The organism is Pseudomonas sp. SDO52101_S400 (genome assembly GCF_054071635.1).
Genome location: NZ_JBSVWF010000001.1, coordinates 120,915 through 137,171 on the forward strand (window position 1 = coordinate 120,915; position 16,257 = coordinate 137,171).

The window sequence follows — 16,257 nt, forward strand, 5'->3', positions numbered from 1 at the left end:
CCCGGACATGCTGCCACTGGTTGCACTGGATCAGCCCGCCATCGATCGCATCGTCGCCAGCATTCCCGGCGGCGCGGCCAATGTGCAGGACATTTATCCGTTGGCACCGTTGCAGGCGGGCATTCTGTTTCATCACTTGTCGGCGCCTCAGGGCGATCCGTATGTGCTGCAGGCGCAATTCGCGTTTGCCGATGAGTCACGCCTGCGGGTGTTTGCCGAAGCCTTGCAGGTCGTGATCGAACGCCACGACATTCTGCGTACGTCGCTGTTCTGGGACGGTCTCGAAGAGCCGGTGCAAGTGGTCTGGCGTCAGGCGTCGCTGGTCTGTGAAACGGTGGAGCTGGATGCTGGCGCAACTGATGCACTTGATCAGTTGCGCAGTCGATTCGATGCCCGGCAATACCGCATGGCCGTCACACAGGCGCCATTGATGCGGGTGGTGCACGGCTGGGACGCGGTCAATCGGCGCGTGGTGGCGCTGCTGCTGTTCCATCACCTGGTGATGGACCACATTGCGCTGGAGGTGCTGCGCCACGAGATGCAGGCGGTCTTGCTCGGCCAGGTGCGGCAACTGGCCGAACCGGTGCCTTATCGCACTTACGTCGCCCGCACTCGGTCGGGGTTGAGCGAGGAGGAACATGAGACGTTCTTCCGTGACATGCTCGGCGATATCGACGAGCCGACCCTGCCGTATGGCCAGGGCTCTGTTGCGGACAGCGGCAACGGGCATGCGCAGCGGCTGCTGGACACCGCGCTGAGCCAGCGGGTAAGGGCCAAGGCCAGGCGTCTGGGTATTAGCGCCGCCAGCCTGATGCACCTGGCCTGGGCCAGTGTGCTGGGGCAGCTGTCCGGGCGTGAAAACGTGGTGTTCGGCACGGTGATGCTCGGCCGGTTGCACGGTGGTGAAGGTGCCGAGCGGGCGCTGGGTGTGTTCATCAACACGCTGCCGCTGCGCATCGATCTGGACGGGCAATCGGTGAAAGAAGCCGCGCTGGCAACCCATCAGCGCTTGAACCGCTTGCTGCATCACGAACACGCGCCCCTGGCGCTGGTGCAACGATGCAGCGCCATGGCCCCGGGCTCGCCGCTGTTCAATGCGTTGTTCAATTACCGCCACAGTGGCGGCGGTGGCACGCCGTCCGACGAAGTCGTGGCGGCATGGCAGGGCATGCAGTTGCTCAATGCCGAAGAACGCAGCAACTACCGTCTGAGCCTGAGCGTCGATGACCTGGGCGAAGATTTCAGCCTGACCGCGTTGACCACGGCCGGGATCGACGCCGGGCGGATCTGCGACTACATGGATCTTGCGGTCGGCAGCTTGTTGCAGGCATTGGAGCAGACGCCGCAACTGGACATCGATCAGTTGTCGATCCTGCCGCGGGATGAGCGGCGGCAATTGTTGGTCGAGTTCAACGCCACTCAGCGGGATTACCCGGCGACGTTGACGGTTCATCGATTGTTCGAACAGCAGGTGACGAGGCATCCGCAAGCCATGGCAGCGGTGCATGGCAACACCGCGTTGACCTATGAGGAACTGAATCAACGGGCCAACCGACTGGCTCATTACCTGATCGGGCAGGGTGTGCAATCGGGCGACCACGTGGCGATCTTGCTGCCGCGTTCGCTGGATCTGCTGATCGCGCAACTGGCCATCGGCAAATGTGCGGCGGCGTATGTGCCGCTGGACATCAACGCCCCGGCCGAGCGTCAGGCGTTCATGGTTGAAGATTGCGGGGCGAAAGCGCTGTTGACCTTGAGCACTGAAACGGTTGATTACACCGTGCGCCGGATCGATCTGGATGCGCTGAAGCTTGATGCGCAACCGCCGCACAATCCGGACCTGCCGCAGTCTTCGGAATCCGTGGCCTACATCATGTACACCTCCGGTTCCACCGGCACGCCGAAAGGGGTGATGGTGCCGCACCGGGCCATCGGGCGACTGGTGATCAACAACGGCTACGCCGATTTCAATCCGCAGGATCGTGTGGCGTTCGCCTCCAACCCGGCATTTGACGCCAGCACCATGGACGTCTGGGGACCGCTGCTCAACGGTGGGCGCGTGGTGATCATCGATCACGCGACCTTGCTTGATCCTCACGCATTCGGACAGGAATTGGCGGTCTCGGGCGCGACGATCCTGTTCGTCACCACCGCGCTGTTCAATCAGTATGTGCAGCTGATTCCCGAAGCCCTCAAAGGCCTGCGCATTGTGTTGTGCGGTGGTGAACGCGCCGACCCGGCCGCTTTCCGCCGTTTGCTCGCCGAGGCGCCAAACCTGCGCATCGTCCACTGCTACGGCCCGACCGAAACCACCACCTACGCCACGACGTTTGAAGTGCGCGAAGTGGCGGACGATGCCGACAGCGTGCCGATTGGCGGGCCGATCTCCAACACTCAAGTCTATGTACTCGATGCTCGTCAGCAACCGGTGCCGATGGGCGTGACCGGCGAGTTGTACATCGGCGGCCAGGGGGTGGCGCTGGGCTATCTGAATCGCCCGGACCTGACCGCCGAAAAATTCCTGCAAGACCTGTTCGGCGATCAACCGGGCGCGCTCCTGTACCGCACCGGCGATCTCGCACGCTGGCTCGCGCCGGGGCAACTGGAATGCATCGGTCGTAACGACGATCAGGTGAAGATCCGGGGCTTCCGTATCGAACTCGGGGAAATCGAAAATCGCCTGCTGAACTGCGACGGTGTGAAGGAAGCCATCGTGCTGGCCCGTCAGGACGGCCAGGAACCGCTGCGTCTGGTGGCGTATTTCATCGCCGAAGAGGGCGTCGACAGCGCCAGCCTGCGCAGCCAGTTGCAGGCGCGTCTGCCGGAATACATGGTGCCCTCGGCCTGGGTGCAGCTCGACGCGCTGCCGCTGAACAACAACGGCAAGGTCGACCGCAAAGCCCTGCCGGCCCCGGCGCAGGACGCGTTGCTCAGCCGTGACTATGAAGCCCCGGCCAATCCGCTGGAGGAAACCGTCGCTCAATTGTGGGCCGAGGTGTTGCAGGTCGAACAGGTCGGCCGTCATGACAACTTCTTCGAACTGGGCGGGCACTCGCTACTGGCGATTCGTCTGGTCAACCTGATGCAGCAGAACGGGCTGGAAGTGACGCTGGCCGAGTTGTTCCAGCATGCCAGCATCGAGTCGCTCGGCACGCTGCTCAACCAGCGCACGGGCGCCGAGCAACAGAATGACGAGCTGGTCGTGGTGCGTGCCGGAGGCGCAGACGCGCCGTTGTTCCTGATGCATGAGTTCAGTGGGATGGACGCCTACTTCCCGGCGCTGGGCTTGCACATCGAGGGTGATTTCCCGATCTACGGACTGCCGGGCATCCCGTTCGGGAAAATGCCGCTGCGCACCATGGAATGCCTGGCGGCGCGCATGGTGGAGATCATCCGCTCGGTGCAGCCGCAGGGGCCTTATCGTCTGGCTGGCTGGTCGTTCGGCGGGGTACTGGCCTATGAAGTGGCGATGCAGTTGCTCGGCATGGATGAGACGGTGGCGTTCGTCGGTCTGATCGACAGTTTCGTGCCGCGCCTGACCGATCAGGGCAAGGCGCGCTGGAGCGACGAGCATGCGCACAAGCGCCAGTTGCTGCAGCACTGCACGATGTACCGGGCTTCTCTTGGAGACGCAGGGCAAGCCGCACTGGCGCATCTGGCGGTGCTGCAGACCGAACTGGAACAGATCGACTTCCAGCCGCTGTTGCAGCGTTGCCGGGAAGAACAGTTGCTGCATCCGGAGATGGCAGCCGCTGCGCCGCAGGATCTGTGGCATTACCTCGACCGCGAGGTTGCCCACGGGCATGCGCTGGCGCATTACCGGATCAATCCATTGGGCATCCCGTTGCATCTGTTCCGGGCTCAGGAGCATCCGACGGACTTGTCTCGTCGTCACCCGACCCTGGGCTGGTCGGACGAAGTGCCGGCCACGCTCCTGCGCTGCATCGATGTGCCAGGCGATCACCAGAGCATGATGCAGGCGCCGCATGTGCACGTGCTCGGTCAGGCGCTCAGTCAGGCATTGCAGGCCTCGGCAGTGATTGAATCCCGGGCGTATCAGCCGTTGTTGACGATCCAGACCGGTCACGCCGGGCATGCGCCGATTTTCTGTGTGCCGGGGGCGGGGGACAGTGTCACCGGGTTCATCCACCTGACCGAGGCACTGGGGCCGGAGTGGCCGATTTACGGGTTGCAACCCCGAGGCCTCGACGGCGCGACTGTGCCGCACAGCCGGGTCGAAAGCGCCGCCACGTTTTACCTGCGGGCGCTTGAGCAGTTGTACCCGCAAGGACCGGTGCATCTGATCGGGCACTCGTTCGGTGGCTGGGTGGCCTACGCCATGGCGGCGCAGTTGCAGGCTGCGGGGCGCGAGGTGGCGTCCCTGACCCTGATCGACAGTGAATCGCCGGGCGGCAACAGCGTGGTGGGCAAGCCTTACACCACGACGGCGGCGTTGTTGCGACTGATCGAGTCGCTGCAACTGTCCAGCGGCAAGTCCCTGGGCATCGATGCGCTGGCCTTCGCTGAAGCCGATGACGCTATGCAAATGCGCCTGCTGCATGACGGGATGGTCCATGCGGGTGTGCTGTCCGAGCGCGCGTCAGTCGATGCGATGCAGGGCCCGGTACGCACCTTCGCCACCGCGCTGCGCACGGTTTATCGACCGGCGCTGGCCTACACCGGGCCGGTGCGTCTGGCGCTGGTGGACGACCCGACGCTGGACGCATCGGGCAATCAACGCGAACAGGCGGCGATGCTCGAAGGCTGGCAGCGCGAGGCCAGGGATCTGGCGGTGTGGTACGGCCCCGGCAACCACTTCACGATTCTCAAGGCGCCCAACGTCTTCAGTCTTGCGGCGTGGTGGCATGACGGGCTGACGGTGGCGGCGGGTCAAGTGTTGTCCTGATTGAAGTTTTTATCCTGGAACCCGGCCGCTGGCCGGGCTCAACCCTGAACGGAATTGTGGTCATTTATGGAACAGTCGAAGTTGCGCAAAGTCGGTCTGGGAGTCGCGTTGACGCTGGTGGCCGGGTTGGTGTTCTACACGGTGCAGGCGCCGGCCGAAGCACCGCAATACCTGACCGCCACGGTCGAACGTGGCGACATTGAAAACGCGGTGCTCGCCACCGGTTTGTTGGAGGGCATCAAGCAGGTGGACGTCGGTGCCCAGGTCTCGGGGCAGTTGAAGTCGCTCAAGGTCAAGGTCGGCGACAAGGTGAAGAAGGGCCAGTGGCTGGCGGAAATCGACCCGCTGGTGCTGCAGAACACGCTGCGCCAGGCTCAGGTCGATGAAGAAAACCTGCAAGCCCAGCGTCGGGCGACTCAGGCTCAGTTACGCCAGACCAAGGCGATTTACGAGCGCTATCAGAATCTGCAGGAGGACGCCTCGATCTCGCGGCAGGATTTCGAAACCGCGCAATCGAACTATGAAGTGCAGCAGGCCAACCTGATGTCGCTGGATGCACAGATCAAGAGTGCGCACATCCAGATCGACACGGCCAAGGTCAATCTGGCCTACACGCGGATCGTCGCGCCCATCGATGGCGACGTGGTGGGTATCGTCACCCAGGAAGGCCAGACCGTGATCGCCAGCCAACTGGCGCCGGTTCTGCTGAAACTGGCGGATCTGGACACCATGACCGTCAAGGCTCAGGTGTCGGAGGCCGACGTCATTCATATCGCACCGGGGCAAGAGGTGTATTTCACCATTCTGGGCGAGGACAAGCGTTATTACGGCAAGCTGCGCGGCACCGACCCTGCGCCGCAGAACTTCCTTGAAGCGCCGCCGGCCGGGACGCCGAAGCAGAACACGGCGGTGTTCTACAACGCGCTGTTCGACGTGCCCAATCCTGATCACCGCTTGCGCATCTCCATGACGGCCCAGGTGCGGGTGGTGCTCGACACCGCCAAATCGGTGCTGACGATACCGGTGGCCGCGCTGGGCCCGCGCAATAATGACGGCAGTTTTCCGGTGCGGGTGCTGGACGCCAAGGGCCAGGCGCAGTCGCGCAATGTGCAGACCGGGATCAACAACAACGTCAAGGTGCAGGTCAACGGCGGTCTGGCCGAAGGCGACCGGGTGGTGATCGGTGATCCGGTGGCGAAAGTGGCAGGGGCATGAGCATGACCGAACCTCTGCTGCAACTGACCGGCATCAGCCGCAGTTTCACCGCTGGCGACCGTGAATTTCTGGCGCTGAAGAATATCGACCTGACGATCAACCCCGGGGAGATGGTGGCGATCATCGGTGCTTCGGGCTCCGGAAAATCGACCCTGATGAACCTCCTCGGCTGTCTCGACTACGCCACGGCCGGCAGCTACAAGATCAACGGCCGGGAAACCCGCGACCTGGACAATCAGGCACTGGCTGAACTGCGCCGTGACTATTTCGGCTTCATCTTCCAGCGCTACCACCTGCTGCCGCACCTGAGCGCGATGCACAATGTCGAAATGCCGGCGATCTACGCTGGCACACCGGAGCTGCAGCGTCATGCCCGGGCCCGTGAACTGTTGGCACGGCTGGGGCTGGAAGGGCATCTGACGCATCGCCCGAGTCAACTTTCGGGCGGTCAGCAACAACGGGTGAGTATCGCCCGGGCCTTGATGAACGGCGGCGAAGTGATCCTCGCCGATGAACCGACCGGCGCCCTCGACACCACCAGTGGCAAGGAGGTGATGCGTATTCTGCTGGAGCTGCACGCGGCCGGGCACACAGTGATTCTGGTGACCCACGACCCCAAGGTCGCGGCCAACGCCGAGCGGATCATTGAAGTCAGCGACGGCGAAATACTCAGCGACCGCCGCAATGAGCGCGACACCACGGCGTTGACCAATGAGGACGCCGTGACGCCCAAGTCCACGGCGGCGCGGCGTCTGGTGGCCAGCCTCGGGTTGTTCAAGGAAGCCTTCAACATGGCCTGGGTTGCGCTGATCTCCCACCGGATGCGCACCTTGCTGACCATGCTCGGGATCGTCATCGGTATCACCTCGGTGGTGTCGATTTCGGCCATCGGCGAAGGGGCCAAACGTTATGTCTTGAAAGACATCCAGGCCATCGGCAGCAACACCATCGATATCTATTCCGGCACCAGTTTCGGCGACAGCCGTTCAGCGGCCATCGAAACTCTAGTGCCCGCCGACGTGACGGCACTCAATCAGCTCTACTACGTCGACAGCGCCACGCCGGTGGTTGGACGCAATCTGTTGCTGCGTTACCGCAACATCGACCTCGATGCACAGGTCAACGGCGTCAGTGATCTGTACTTCCAGGTGCGCGGAATCAAGATGGAGTCGGGCATCCCGTTCAGCGAAAGCGATGCACGGCGCCAGGCGCAAGTGGTGGTGATCGATCACAACACCCGCCATCGGTTGTTCGGCGAAGGGGTCGATCCGCTGGGCCAGGTGATCCTGATCGGCAACCTGCCGTGCACCGTGATCGGTGTGGCGGCGGAAAACAAAAACATCTTCTCGTCGAGCAAGTCGCTCAATGTCTGGGTGCCCTACGAAACCGCAGCCGGTCGACTGTTGGGCCAGCGTTATCTGGACAGCATCAGCGTGCGAATCAAGGACGGCCAGCCGAGCAAGGTGGTAGAGGACAACGTCAACAAACTGATGCTGCAGCGCCACGGCACCAAGGATTTCTTCACCAACAACCTCGACAGCGTGATGCAGACGGTACAGAAAACCAGCCGCTCGCTGGCCTTGCTGCTCTCGCTGATCGCAGTGATTTCCCTGGTCGTGGGCGGTATCGGTGTGATGAACATCATGCTGGTGTCGGTCACCGAGCGTACCCGTGAAATCGGCATCCGCATGGCGGTGGGGGCACGGCAGTCGGACATTCGTCAGCAGTTTCTGGTGGAGGCGGTGATGGTCTGTCTGCTCGGTGGCGCCATCGGTATCTCGTTGAGTTACGCCATTGGCCACCTGTTCTCGCTGTTCATCAAGGAGTGGGAAATGGTGTTCTCGCTGACTTCAGTGCTCACTGCCGTGCTCTGCTCGACCCTGATCGGCATCGTGTTTGGCTTCGTACCGGCGCGCAATGCGTCGCGACTCGATCCGATCGAGGCGCTGGCCCGGGACTGATGGGGGCACAAAAAAACCGCCGTCCTTTGCAGGAGGGCGGTTTCGTCAGAGGTGTGTGAGTCGTCAGGCCGCGTTCGACGGACCGCAGGCTGCCGGGCAGTCCTTCGGCGAATACATCCAGCGCATCAGAGAGTGACGGCCACTGATACCCAGTTTGATCGCGGCACGCTTGAGGTAGCTCTCCACGGTGTTGACCTTCAGTTGCAACTGCTCGGCCAGTTCAGGCGCGGTGCGCCCGGCGAGCAGGCCGACACACACTTCCATTTCGCGGTTCGACAGGCTCAGTCCCAGTTGCTCCACGCGCTCGCAAAAGCGCAGGCGCAGGGTTTCCAGGCCCAGCAGGGTTGAATCGGACTGTTCCTGGGTTTGCCCCAGTGCGTCATTGTTCGCCGGTTGCAGGGCGTTGATGTGCTTCTCCACCATCGGCAGCAGCACAGGAGAAATATCCTGCAACAAACTGCGTTCGTGAGCGGAAAAGCGTTTTGCCGGACCGCAACGGTAGACCGAGATCACATAGCGATACCCGTCCTTGCGCCGGGTCAGATGCAATTGCGAGGCGTCGGTGACCGTCGAGGGTTCGGGAGTGGGCAATTCATTGGCGCTCGGCAGAGTGCTCAATTCGGAATACACCGTTTCAGCCAGCAAGGATGCTTCCTTGATGCATTCGGGCTCACTGCGCGGTTGCGCGCGTCCGACCGGTTCCACGCGCATCTGCCTGATGTGTGTGGCGTCCACCGCCAGTTGGGTCAGGATCAGGTCATGCAGCATCCGTGGGAAATGTCGACTGCCAGTGCTGGCGATGACCTTGCCAATGTGAGGAAACAGCTGTGAGTTCATGTTGTTCATCCATGATTTGCAGTGTGGTACTCGTGTTCCTGAACCACCGGAAAACAGCTCCATGCCCGGCGACAGCGAATCAGGAAATTGGATCCTATCCTAATACAACGTTTCAGCGACGGTTTAATGAAGGGGCTATTAGCTCATAACTGACGGTAAGGAGGATGTCGGGATGACAGGTGCGAGCGAAATGCCTTACAGCTGAGTAGGAATGATTTGATAAAAATACGATAAATGACAGTATTTAATGGCAAAAAAAGCCCGTTTCAGCCGAAGCCAAAACGGGCTTTTTCCCGCATCGACAACCGTTACTTCAGGTTGTCAAAATGGTCTCGCAGGAACTCGTAAAAGCGAAAAGCTTGAAACGATCTCCATACGAGGCTCAGCGTACGCAGCAAAAGCTTCATACGTTTTGGCCTCCAGGTCGGGGGCCAAACCTCCAGCGCACTTACCGGATCATGTGTGCCTTCGGACATGCACGTCAATGTTGTCCATGAGGCGGCCGGTTGTGATCCCTCCGAGCCATCATTCCGGCACGGGTGCAAAACCGTGTCGAAGGGCATGAAACCGTTATGGTTCCAGCCAAACCTCATGGACGCACTGGCGAGTGAGCGACGGCATATTAACCTGTCTTGTGGCGTGATTTTGGGGATCCCGGATAAAGACTTGATGAGTTTTGTAATTCGTTATTTCTGTCAGCATGTTTTTGTAGGTTAAAGACTTGCCAGGGTTGACCTTGTCTTCGCATAACGTCATTCAACACTCAAAAAATCACGTTGCAACGAGTACCAAAGATTAATAGTATTCCCGCACGTCAGTGTTGTCCGTGAGACACCAGGCCCCAGCCGCAAACTGAGGCCTACCGAAAAACCGCCCCGCAAAGGCGGTTTTTTTTCGCCCATCGTTTGACTGCCACCAGCAATCCTACGCCTCGCTCACCGAGGGCAACCCGGCATCCACCAGTTCGATCCAGTGTCTGACCGGCGTGCGCCCCGCGCCGTCGAGGTGGGCCTGGCAGCCGATATTGGCGGTGGCGATGATGTCCGGATGGCCGCTTTCCAGTGCATTGAGCTTTTGGTCGCGCAATTGTCGGGCCAGCACCGGTTGTGTTATCGAATAGGTGCCCGCCGAGCCACAGCACAGATGGGCGTCCGGCACCGTCGTGAGGTTGAAACCCAGCCGGGTCAGCACCGACTCCACCGCGCCGCCGAGTTTCTGTGCATGTTGCAAGCTGCAGGGGCAGTGGAAAGCCAGGCGCTGATCGGCATGAATACCAAGGGACTCGAGCGGCTCCTCACGCAGCACTTCCACCAGATCTTTCGCCAGCGCACTCACGGTTTTCGCCTTCTCGGCATAGGCCGGGTCGGTGCACAGCAGGTGTCCGTAATCCTTGATGAACGCACCGCAACCGCTGGCGGTCTGCACGATCGCTTCGGCGCCTTGTTCGATGGCCGGCCACCACGCATCGATGTTCTGACGGGCACGCTCAAGTCCGGTGGCCTGGGCGTCCAGGTGATAGTCCACGGCGCCGCAGCAGCCGACGTTTCGGGCCGGGGTGATGCTGATCCCCAATCGATCCAGCACCCGTGCAGCTGCCGCGTTGGTATTGGGTGACAACCCCGGTTGCACACAGCCTTCGAGCATCAGCACTTGACGGGCATGCCTTGTGACGGGGCGTGGCGTAATTGCGAGGGCGCTGCGCGGTAATTTGGCTTGCAGGGCATCGGGCAATAACGCACGAAAAATCTGGCCGGTACTGACCAGTCCCTCGAACAGTCCGGGATTGGGTACCACGCCACGCAAACTTCCCCGTAACAAACGTTGGCCGATGGGGCGTGGCACGGCGGCATCGACCACCGCGCGGCCGATGTCGAGCAGGTTGTGATAGTCCACGCCCGAGGGGCAGGTGGTTTCGCAATTGCGGCAGGACAGGCAACGATCCAGATGCAGTTGGGTTTTGCGGGTGACTTCGTTGCCTTCCAGCACCTGTTTGATCAGGTAGATGCGACCCCGAGGGCCATCGAGTTCATCGCCGAGCAACTGATAGGTCGGGCAAGTTGCGTTGCAGAAGCCGCAGTGCACGCAGGTGCGCAAGATGCTTTCGGCTTCTTGGGCGCGGGGCAGTTGCCGGGCCTCTTCGCTGAGAGTGGTTTGCATGGCTCAAAGCTCCGCGTACAGCCGACCGGGGTTGAAAATGCCCCGCGGATCGAGTTGCTGCTTGAGTCGACGGTGATAGTGCAGGAGGGCGGGCGGCAGTGGATGGAAAGGCGCGTCGATCAGGCCATGGCTGTAGCAGGTCGCATGCCCGCCAACAGTCGAAACCACCTTGCGAATCAGTGCCGCTTCGGCCCCTGATTTGAGCCAGCGTTGAGCACCACCCCAGTCGAGCATTTGCGCGCCGTGCAAGCTCAGCGACGGTGTGTTGTTCGGCACCGAGAGACGCCACAGGGGCTGGTCTTCATCAAAAAAATCCAGGCGCTGTTCATTCAGATCGGCCCAATAGGCGCCATCGAGCATTTCGCCACCGAGGCGATCACGGGCTGCGGCCACCGAGCCTTCACCTCCCTCCAGACGCAGATGCAGGCGCTGACCATCGTGGCAAGCGGCGCTGATCGGCAAGGGCTGCTGGCCCCACTCCGCCAGGCGCTGCAAGGCTCGCTCGCTGTCCATTTCCAGGCTGATGCTCAGGCACTGACGAGGTTTGGGCAGAACCTTGAGCGAGACTTCGGTAATCACCCCCAGCGAGCCGTAACTGCCGGCCATCAGCCGCGACAGGTCATAGCCGGCGACGTTTTTCATGACTTCACCGCCAAAACGCAGATGCTTGCCATGACCGGTGATGATTCGGGTGCCAAGCACGAAATCCCGAACCGACCCGGACCACGGCCGGCGCGGGCCAGACAGTCCGCTGGCGATCATCCCGCCCACCGTCGCGTCTTCGGCGAAGGCTGGTGGTTCGCATGGCAACATTTGTTGTGAAGCGTCCAGCACCGCAAGCAGTTCGGCCAGCGGAGTGCCGCAACGCGCGGTGATCACCAGTTCGGTCGGGTCGTAGCTGACGATGCCGCGATGGGTGCGGGTGTCGAGGATTTCCCCGGCGACGATGCGCCCCAGAAACGCCTTGCTGTTCGCGCCTTGAATCCGCAGAGGCGTGGCGTCCTGCAACGCCTGATTGACCTGATCGAGCAGTGCGGCGCTGTCGTCGACATCCTTTTCTCGGACCATCAGAAACGCTCCAGCTCGGGGAAGGGCAGTTGTCCGGCATGAATATGCATGGCGCCGAATTCGGCGCAGCGATGCAACGTCGGAATGTTCTTGCCCGGATTCAGCATGCCGCCAGGATCGAACGCAGTTTTGACGGCATGGAACAGGGTCAGCTCATCGTTATTGAATTGCGCGCACATCTGATTGATTTTCTCCCGACCCACGCCGTGCTCGCCGGTAATGCTGCCGCCGACCTTCACGCACAACTCGAGGATTTTGCCCCCCAGGGTTTCGGCGCGTTCCAGCTCGCCGGGTTGATTGGCGTCGAACAGAATCAACGGGTGCATGTTGCCGTCGCCGGCATGGAACACGTTGGCCACCCGCAAGCCGTATTCGGCGGACAACTGCGCAATGGCTTGCAGCACGCCAGGCAGTTCGCGGCGCGGGATGGTGCCGTCCATGCAGTAATAGTCCGGCGACAAACGACCCACGGCCGGGAAGGCATTCTTGCGTCCGGCCCAGAAGCGCACGCGCTCGGCCTCGTCCCTGGCCTGGCGCACTTCGGTCGCGCCGGCGTTCTCCAGCACCTGGCGGACGCGGATGCAGTCATCGTGGACGTCGGCTTCGACGCCATCGAGTTCACAGAGCAAAATGGCTTCAGCGTCCACCGGGTAACCGGCGTGGATGAAGTCTTCGGCGGCGCGGATGGCCAGGTTGTCCATCATTTCCAGGCCTCCGGGGATGATGCCGGCGGCAATGATGTCGGCCACGGCGTGGCCTGCGTTTTCCACGGAATCGAAGGCGGCCAGCAAGACTTTGGCTGTCTGAGGTTTGGGCAGCAGTTTGACCGTGACTTCGGTGATCACGCCCAGCAGACCTTCGGAACCGGTGAACAGCGCCAGCAGATCGAAACCGGGGGAATCGAGCGCATCGCAGCCGAGCGTGAGGTGTTCGCCCTCGACGGTCAGGATCTCGACCTTGAGCAGGTTGTGCACGGTCAGGCCGTATTTCAGGCAATGCACGCCGCCAGCATTTTCCGCCACATTGCCACCGATGGAGCAGGCGATCTGTGAGGAAGGATCCGGCGCGTAATACAGGCCGAACGGGGCGGCGGCCTGGGAAATCGCCAGATTGCGCACGCCGGGCTGAACCCGCGCAGTGCGGGCGGCCGGGTCGATGTGCAGGATATTGTTGAAGCGTGCCATCACCAGCAGCACACCTTTCTCCAGAGGCAACGCACCGCCGGACAACCCGGTGCCGGCACCCCGGGCCACCACCGGCACGTTTCTCTCATGACAGATTCGCAAAACGCCCTGCACCTCATCCAGATGCCGGGGCAGGACCACCAGCATCGGTGCAGTGCGGTAGGCCGACAAACCGTCGCATTCGTACGGGATGAGATCCTCGCGTTGATGCAGGATTTCCAGCTTCGGCCACTGGTTGTGCAGCGCCTGCAACAGCGCAGCTTTGTCGACGTCCGGCAGAACGCCGTCGATCTGTTCGTCGTAGAGAATGTTCATGCTCGCGCGCGGCCCCCTGGTTTTTGTTATCGGGTGCGGGTGGTGTCAGGGATTTAATCCAGATCAGCCGCCTCATGCCGCTCCGGCACCTGGCTCGCTTCGTCACCCCAGGTGCGGTTGACGCGCTGCCCACGAATCACCGCAGGCCGATTGGCGATGTCCTCGGCCCAGCGCTGGACATGGGTGTATTCGTGCGCCGAGAGAAATTCGGCCGCGCCGTACACGTTGTTGCGCACCAGTTGCCCGTACCACGGCCAGACTGCGATGTCGGCAATGCTGTAGCTGTCTCCGGCAAGGTAAGGACTCTCGGCAAGACGTCGATCAAGCACATCCAGCTGACGCTTGGCCTCCATGGTGAACCGGTCGATCGGGTATTCGAATTTCTCCGGCGCATAGGCATAAAAATGCCCGAAACCGCCGCCCAGGTAGGGGGCCGCGCCCATTTGCCAGAAGAGCCAGTTCAGGGTTTCGGTGCGGCCGGCGAGGTCGGTGGGCAGGAAGGCGCCGAACCTCTCGGCGAGGTAAAGCAGGATCGAGCCTGACTCGAAAACCCGGATCGCCGGCTCCGCACCGCGATCCAGCAGCGCCGGGATCTTGGAATTCGGATTGATCTCGACGAAGCCGCTGGAGAACTGATCGCCTTCGCCGATGCGGATCAGCCAGGCATCGTACTCGGCCCCGGTGTGCCCGAGCGCCAGCAACTCTTCGAGCAAGATGGTGACCTTGACGCCATTGGGCGTGGCCAGCGAATACAGCTGCAACGGGTGTTTGCCGACGGGCAGTGCCTTGTCGTGGGTCGGCCCGGCGACCGGGCGGTTGATGTTGGCGAACTGGCCGCCGGACGGTGCGCTGTGTGTCCAGACCTTGGGTGGTACGTAAGGCGTATTGCTCATGAAACGAACCTCATCGTCAGCTGCTGAATAGGCGTGAGCCGGCAGAACAACGACCGGCTCCTGACGAACAGAACACCACAGAAGGGCGTTTGAATTCCACCCTGTTGCTCGATCAACGCTTTATATCGTTATTCGATTCGCGGATGTTGCTGTGCCAGATGATCGCGTTTGGCTTGCAGCTCGGCGATCTCGGCGTCGATGTCCTCGATCTTCTGTTCGATGTTGTCGTGGTGCTCCTGCAGCAGCTCACGCGCTTCCTCTATGTCCGAAGCCGCCGGTGCTGCGCCTCGCAGGGGCTTGTTGGCGGTTTCTTTCATGGTCACACCGGTGATCAGTCCGATCACGGCAGTCACCATCAGATAGTAGGCGGGCATGTACAGATTTTGCGTACCTTCCACCAGCCAGGCCACGACGGTCGGGGTCAGGCCGGCGATCAGCACCGAAACGTTGAAAGCGCCGGCCAGCGCGCTGTAGCGAATGTGGGTAGGGAACATCGCCGGCAGCGTCGAGGCCATGACGCCAATGAAGAAATTGAGCAGCACGGCCAGTATCAGCAAGCCTGAAAAGATCAGGCCGATCTTGCCGCTGTTGATCAGCATGAACGCTGGAATGGCGAGGATGAACAGGCCGACGCTGCCGCAGATGATGAAGGGGCGACGGCCGATCTTGTCGCTGATGAAGCCGATTGCGGGCTGGACGAACAGCATGCCGACCATGATCGCGATGATGATCAGCACTCCGCGATTCTCGCTGTAGTGCAGGTTGTGCGACAGGTAGCTCGGCATGTAGGTGAGCAGCATGTAATAGGTGACGTTGGTCGCAGCCACCACGCCGATGCAGGTGATCAGGCTGCGCCAGTGCTTGGTGGCGACTTCCTTGAACGACACTTTCGGGCCGCCGGCCAGACCTTCGCGGTCACCTTGTTCCAGTTTCTCGACATGCTGCTGGAACGCCGGCGTCTCTTCGAGCGCGTGGCGCAGATAGAGCCCGATCATGCCCAGCGGCAGGGCTAGAAAGAAGGGCAGGCGCCAGCCCCATTCCTGGAACTTCTCTTCGCCGATGATCGTGGATATCAACACCACCACACCCGCGCCGAGGACAAAACCGGCGATGGAGCCGAAGTCCAGCCAGCTGCCGAGAAAGCCGCGTTTGCGATCCGGTGCATATTCGGCAACGAAGATCGAGGCGCCGGTGTATTCGCCGCCTACCGAAAATCCTTGGGCCATTTTTGCCAGCAGCAGAAGGATCGGCGCCCAGATGCCGATCGAGGCATAGGACGGGATCAACCCGATGGCAAAGGTGCTGAGCGACATGATCACGATGGTCGCCGCCAGTACTTTCTGCCGTCCGTACTTGTCGCCCAGCGCACCGAAGAACAGGCCGCCCAGCGGCCGGATCAGGAACGGCACCGAGAAGGTCGCCAGCGCGGCGATCATCTGCACACCGGGATCGGCACCGGGGAAAAACACCTTGCCGAGCACGTAGGCAACAAAGCCATAGACGCCGAAGTCGAACCACTCCATTGCGTTGCCCAGCGCGGCGGCCGTAATGGCTTTACGCATCTTGGCGTCGTCGACAATGGTGATGTCCTTCAATCCGATCGGATTGACACTTGCCTTTGATTCCATGGGATTCACTCTGTATCTGATCTGTCTTTGTGCAAACCGAAAGGCCCGAAGAGGCCAGGGCCAGAGCGGTTCACCTTGGTCGATGCCATCTCT

9 protein-coding genes (1 of these 9 cut by a window edge) are annotated in these 16,257 nt (G+C 61.4%); 3 read left to right on the plus strand and 6 right to left on the minus strand.

What is annotated here, in order from left to right; translation table 11 throughout:
* The 3 genes from ACW9HX_RS00435 to ACW9HX_RS00445 form a co-directional block, all read left to right on the plus strand.
* A protein-coding gene (locus ACW9HX_RS00435; protein ID WP_457379018.1) for an amino acid adenylation domain-containing protein crosses the window boundary here: on the plus strand, window positions 1-4,906 show its 3' portion. The gene continues 9,746 nt to the left of window position 1, outside the view; 4,906 of the gene's 14,652 nt are visible here — the last part of the coding sequence; the start codon falls outside the window, past its left edge; it ends in the stop codon at window positions 4,904-4,906.
* A gap of 66 nt (window positions 4,907-4,972) precedes the next feature.
* The gene (gene macA / locus ACW9HX_RS00440) at window positions 4,973-6,121 is read left to right on the plus strand and encodes a macrolide transporter subunit MacA (RefSeq protein ID WP_457379019.1); all 1,149 of its coding nucleotides are present in this window, start codon (window positions 4,973-4,975) and stop codon (window positions 6,119-6,121) included.
* A 2-nt stretch (window positions 6,122-6,123) separates the two neighbouring features.
* Complete coding sequence (locus tag ACW9HX_RS00445; RefSeq protein ID WP_457379020.1) at window positions 6,124-8,082, plus strand: MacB family efflux pump subunit; 1,959 nt, start codon at window positions 6,124-6,126, stop codon at window positions 8,080-8,082.
* Between the two features lie 63 nt (window positions 8,083-8,145).
* On the opposite strand, the gene ACW9HX_RS00450 is transcribed toward ACW9HX_RS00445, so the two are convergent.
* From ACW9HX_RS00450 to proP, 6 genes are all read right to left on the minus strand, one after another.
* Window positions 8,146-8,919, minus strand: coding sequence for a helix-turn-helix transcriptional regulator (locus ACW9HX_RS00450; protein WP_457379021.1), 774 nt, complete (start codon window positions 8,917-8,919; stop codon window positions 8,146-8,148).
* Window positions 8,920-9,843: 924 nt separating this feature from the next.
* Window positions 9,844-11,076, minus strand: coding sequence for a glycolate oxidase subunit GlcF (glcF, locus tag ACW9HX_RS00455; RefSeq protein WP_457379022.1), 1,233 nt, complete (start codon window positions 11,074-11,076; stop codon window positions 9,844-9,846).
* Window positions 11,077-11,079: 3 nt separating this feature from the next.
* On the minus strand, window positions 11,080-12,144 hold the full coding sequence (gene glcE / locus ACW9HX_RS00460) for a glycolate oxidase subunit GlcE (RefSeq protein WP_457379023.1): 1,065 nt from the start codon (window positions 12,142-12,144) through the stop codon (window positions 11,080-11,082).
* The gene (gene glcD / locus ACW9HX_RS00465; protein ID WP_457379024.1) at window positions 12,144-13,643 is read right to left on the minus strand and encodes a glycolate oxidase subunit GlcD; all 1,500 of its coding nucleotides are present in this window, start codon (window positions 13,641-13,643) and stop codon (window positions 12,144-12,146) included. The genes glcE and glcD overlap by 1 nt, the downstream gene beginning before the upstream one ends.
* Before the next feature lie 53 nt (window positions 13,644-13,696).
* Window positions 13,697-14,536, minus strand: a complete 840-nt coding sequence (gene yghU / locus ACW9HX_RS00470) for a glutathione-dependent disulfide-bond oxidoreductase (protein WP_457379025.1) — start codon at window positions 14,534-14,536, stop codon at window positions 13,697-13,699.
* A gap of 128 nt (window positions 14,537-14,664) precedes the next feature.
* Window positions 14,665-16,164 (minus strand): glycine betaine/L-proline transporter ProP, encoded by a 1,500-nt coding sequence (gene proP / locus ACW9HX_RS00475; protein WP_457379026.1) that lies wholly within the window; start codon window positions 16,162-16,164, stop codon window positions 14,665-14,667.
* Window positions 16,165-16,257: the final 93 nt, after the last annotated feature.